We start from the raw sequence: 4620 nt of genomic DNA on the forward strand, positions 1-4620 counted from the left end.
GGTCGCCTCGGCCGAGGTCGTGGACGGTGACGCCGACCCGCTTGCCCTTGGCGCCCGGCAGGTCGGTGCGGGCCCGGCACCGGAGGAGGGCGGCGTGGGGTGGTGTCAGGGCTTGGCGGGGAGGAAGTGGACGAGGCGGAGGGGGATTTGCGGCCCGCGCTCGTTGAAGGCGTCGACGCAGTCGGAACAGGTCGCCAGGCGGGGATCGGCCGCGATGGGCTGGTGGGACTCGGCGCCGCACAGGGTCCAGCCCTTGCTCGTCGGAGCCAGAGGCGAGGTGAGGGAGCCCGGCTTCCAGACGGTCGGGTCGGTCGTGGCCGCGATGCACGCCTCCGTGGTGGGGACGGGCGGAGCGTTGCGGACGGCTTCGACGAGCTGGAGGAGGCGGTTGAGCACCTTGTCGCGGTTGCCGTAGAGGGCGATGCCATCGCTGCTGTCGTAGACGGCGGCGACGATCTCGCCGGGCTCGACGAGTGCGTCGTCGGAGCTGAAGCCGGGGTAGAGCAGGACCGGTGTGGCGTTGGCGGAGACCCACTCGAATTCGGTGTTGTCGAGCATGGGAGAGCCCTTCGGGTGCGGGACAGGGGGGAGAGGGCGCCCGGCGCGGAGACGGGCGCGGCTGTGGGGTGAGGTCAGGGGGTGACCGGCTCGACGTGCTCGACGGTGTCGTCGAGCCAGGCGTCGTCGTCGCGGGCGAACTCCTCGTACGCGCGCTGCACGGCGTGGCGGTGGGTGTCGACGGGGAACGTGCACGCCCAGTTCGCGCCGTTGGCGAACGCGGGCCGGGTGAGGGCGTCGACGGCGGCCTGGTCCTCGCCGTCGATCTGGTGGGACGCGGTGATGCTGAGGGTGGCGTTGTCCGTGGACCAGCGGCCGATCAGCAGAGTGGACATGGCGTGGCTCGCCTTCGTGGCTGCCCGAGGCCCGGTGGTGGCTCACCAGGCCCCGAGGACGGTGAGGTTCAGGAGGCCAGGACGACGCGGATGTGTTCGCCGTGGCCCGGCTCCGACCACGTGGTGAGGGAATCGAGGGCGGCGCCGATGTCCGCGAAGCGGTCCCGGTCGCGGAACCCGTCGGTGACCTCTTCGGTCCTGCCGCCGTACATCTCGGTGACCTCCGCGCCGCGCCAGCCGGGTCCGCCCCAGTAGTCGAAGACCACGGCATCGGGCATCGGGACGTCGGGGCCGTAGTGCTGGAGCAGCGCGCGGCGCAGCGCGGCCCACCGGCGCTCGGTGTACATGCACGGGCGGAGGTCGCCGACGGGCTTGCCCTTGCGGCCCCATCCGCAGCCCTTGCAGTAGCGCTGCCCCTGGTAGTTGTAGGCGGGGCAGGCCGGGTTGCCGCAGCGCCACAGGTAGCCGGCCTGGCGGGCGAGTTCATGGATGAGCTGGGTCTGGGGCTCGTCGGCATGGGCGACGAGGCGGGATATGACGGAGGTAACAACTTCAGCTTCGGTCATGGGAGTTCTCCGGAAGTGGGCATGGGGGAGCGGCGGTGCGGCTCCGAGAGGTGTGTGGGGTGGAGGGGAACGGCACCCTCAACACGAATAACATTACATATTGAAACCCAAATACGCAACGATGAGGAGAGGTGAGTCTCCTGGAGGCACCCTCAGGGGAAGCAGGCCACCGTGCCCGTCCGCGTCGGATCACGGGCCTTCGACACACCGCCGTTCAGCCCGCGAGCGAGGACGCGAACCGGTCGGCGGCCCGGAGCCGCCTCAACCGCCCCCGAGCGCATCGCACATCGCGGCAGCTGGCGGGCGGCCGACTCGGATGGTCAGGGAAGGCAGACGATGCCGAGGTGAACGGGCTGGCCGCACGGGAGGTTTCCCCGCCCGTCCAGACCGCTGTCGGTGCGCCATGTCCGGACCTGCTCCAGCCCTGCGCCGGCGGCAGCGGCGATGCTCTCCAGGTCGTTACCGCACGCGGCTGTCGCCAGCAGCCGGACCGTGAAGCCCTGGCCGTGGTCCTCCACCCACAACTGGGCCCCCGACAGCAGCTCATGGTCCAGTGCGGCCGTCCACGGGGCCAGTGTCCGGAGCAGCCCGGCCGCCGCCGACGTCGACGTTGCGCGGAGCCTGGGCGCGGCCTCGTGCACCGGCGCGTCCACGGCGGCGACCAGGACCACTTCGTCTTCCAGGTCCGCCGTGATCACACCGTCGTCATGGTCGTCCACTCCGCCGGCCGTCTCGCCGCCCGTCGCCGCTGACAGCCGCGCCATGCTCACCGCGGCGGCCGGCCCGCTCGCGCACACCTCCGCCTGCACGTCACGGTCGCTCATGCACAGCCGGACCGGCTCCAGCGGGCCGCAGCCATCCAGCAGGCGGGCAACCGCTGCCACACAGCGGGCCAGGGAGAGTGACATGGCTGCCATTCTCGCCGCCGCGAGGCCGAGGCGTTGCGTTGTCCGGCCAACGGGCGGCTCCATCCTTGCGGCCGCTCCCGGTTTGGGACAGCCCCGGAGGCGGGCTGATCCGTGCGGCTAGCATGACCGGGCCAGGAGAGCCGGTCCTGGCGGGATTCTCCCCGCGAGCGCGGGGACGCGGCCCGCTCTGGTGTGGGACGGTCGTCATGCCCGCCAGGGGCTCCCGCCGCCTCCTGGAGCAGCCGCACTTTGCGCACTCTCGACACCCCGTTGAACGCCGCCTCGCCGCACTCCGTCGACCTCGCTGAGCATGTCCCTCGGCGGGCCTCGGCCCAGAGTTCACGCCTCTGCTCGCGGGCGAGAACGGTGGATGCCGGCCGGGGCCCTCGAGGGAGCAGGTGACGTTGCCGACCAGTGGACAGGCGGTCAACCGGCCGTGCTGTGCTCGGTCTCCGGCACCGGGGGTAGCCAGTGAGCGGCGTTGTCGCGGAAGGACGCGTGGATCGGCACGAGGCCTGGGCCGCTGGTGTCGTCGAGGGCGGTGACGTGGATGCCAATCTCTGGGATGTCGCTGTCGATCGCCGCGAGGCGGCTGCCGCAGGTCGGGCAGAAGCCGCGCTTCGCCTCGCCTTCGAAGGTCTCGTACCAGGTTGGCTCGCCGCCCTCACCGGTCCAGGTGACCGTCTCGAATCCCACCCACCACATGACTGGTGTGCCACCGAGCTTTTGACAGTGGCGGCAGACACAGGTTTCCCTGTCAAGTCCATGTGTTCAGCTCTTTTGTTCCTCTGTGCGGTGGCGTGCAGTGGCAGCCGTCAAAGGGGTGAGATGGCCGCCTTACGGGCCGGCCCCATGAGGAAGGCCGTGCCTCGTTCACCGGAGCGAGTAGGCCGCTTCGATGAGCTGAACCCGCGCGTCGTCGCCGGGTTGGAGCCGGGCACGAGGGCGGGTTCGTCTATGCCAGCAGGAGGATGCGGCGGTTGTCAGAGCTGTGGGGGGCGGCGGCGTACTGCGCTTATTGCTGTCCACGGTGCGATGAGCGCGGCGGCCGCGGAGACGGTGGCCAGGAGAAGGAAGAGCCGTCCGTAGCCGCCGAGGGGCACGGCCAGGGCGGCGCCGACGAACGGCGCAAGGGCCGCCGCGGTGGTTGCCGGCGCCGCCAGGAGTCCGGAGAGGCGGCCGTATTGGGTGGTGCCCCATCGGTCGGTGATGGCGGTGGCCTGGAGCAGGGTGAGGTTGCCGCGGACCATGCCGGCTACGACCGAGACGGCGATGAGCAGGGCGTACGGGCCGGGGACCGCGGCGAAGGCGGCGGTGGTCAGTCCACCGAGGGCGATGAGGATCGTTGTGCGGGCCGTGGCGGTGGTGCGACGGGCGAGCGCGGCGTACAGGGTACGGCCGAGGGTCTGTCCTGCGCCGCCGATGCCGAGAGCCCAGGCGGCCTGGCTGGTGGTGTACCCGCGTTCCAGGAGGAGCGGGACGAGGGCGACGACAACGGCGTACATCACGAAGCCCGACAGGGTGAAGGCGGCGGCCAACAGGAGGAACGGTCGGCTGCGCCCGACCTCGGCAGCACCTGCGGCCGCGTGCGCAGGGCTCGTTGGGGCATCGGGCCAGGGAGCGCGCAGTGCCAGGGCGTGAGCGGGGATGGTGACGGCCGCGAGGATGCCGGCGAGCACCAAGTAGGTGTGGCGCCAGGACAGATCGTCGGCGAGGGCCGCAGTCAGGGGTGCGAAGACGGTGGAGGCGAGCCCTCCGGCGAGGGTGACGACGGTCAGGGCCCGCACATGGTCGGGGCCCCACCAACGGGTGAGAGCGGCGAACGCGGGCTGGTAGAAGGTGGCCGCCATCGCGAGCCCGGCCAGCGCCCAACCGGTGATGAAGACCGGTAGGTTGGGGGCCGCGGCCACGACCACCACGCTGATCACGCCGAGCGCAGAACCGGCGGTCATGACGGCACGCGGGCCGCGCCGGTCGAGGATGTGCCCGACGCGGATCCCGGCGATAGCGGAGACGACGAGCCCGAGCGAGAATGCCGCGGTGGTCGCCCCGACCGGCCAGCCGGTTGCGGCGGTGATCTGCGGGTTGAGGACAGGAAAGGCGTAGTAGACGATGCCCCAGCTGGTGATCTGGGTGGCGCAGAGGGCGGGCAGGGCGGCGCGGCCTTGCGGGAAGGGTGCTCGCCGAAGAAGAACTGTGGGGTTGTATTGCGTCTGTATTACGCAGAGTTACAGCCGGGAAAGGAGTTCGGGA

Annotated in this window: 6 protein-coding genes; all 6 read right to left on the reverse strand. The window is 71.1% G+C overall.

Annotated elements, in window-relative coordinates; genetic code table 11:
* Window positions 1–105: 105 nt before the first annotated feature.
* A complete protein-coding gene (locus ABZ078_RS44050; RefSeq protein WP_356584279.1) occupies window positions 106–558 on the reverse strand; it encodes a hypothetical protein in 453 nt (150 codons plus the stop codon).
* Between the two features lie 74 nt (window positions 559–632).
* Window positions 633–893 (reverse strand): hypothetical protein, encoded by a 261-nt coding sequence (locus ABZ078_RS44055; protein WP_356584281.1) that lies wholly within the window; start codon window positions 891–893, stop codon window positions 633–635.
* A gap of 68 nt (window positions 894–961) precedes the next feature.
* Window positions 962–1459: a hypothetical protein gene (locus ABZ078_RS44060; protein WP_356584283.1), complete on the reverse strand. Its 498-nt coding sequence runs from the start codon at window positions 1457–1459 to the stop codon at window positions 962–964.
* A 320-nt stretch (window positions 1460–1779) separates the two neighbouring features.
* Entirely contained in the window at window positions 1780–2367 is a 588-nt protein-coding gene (locus ABZ078_RS44065) for a hypothetical protein (RefSeq protein WP_356584285.1), read from the reverse strand.
* Between the two features lie 426 nt (window positions 2368–2793).
* Window positions 2794–3063 carry an aldehyde-activating protein gene (locus tag ABZ078_RS44070; RefSeq protein WP_356584287.1) on the reverse strand — a complete coding sequence of 90 codons (270 nt, stop codon included), beginning with the start codon at window positions 3061–3063 and terminating at the stop codon, window positions 2794–2796.
* Window positions 3064–3350: 287 nt separating this feature from the next.
* Window positions 3351–4586: an MFS transporter gene (locus ABZ078_RS44075; RefSeq protein ID WP_356584289.1), complete on the reverse strand. Its 1236-nt coding sequence runs from the start codon at window positions 4584–4586 to the stop codon at window positions 3351–3353.
* Between the last annotated feature and the right edge of the window lie 34 nt (window positions 4587–4620).

The organism is Streptomyces sp. NPDC006385 (assembly GCF_040612485.1).
Lineage (GTDB): Bacteria > Actinomycetota > Actinomycetes > Streptomycetales > Streptomycetaceae > Streptomyces.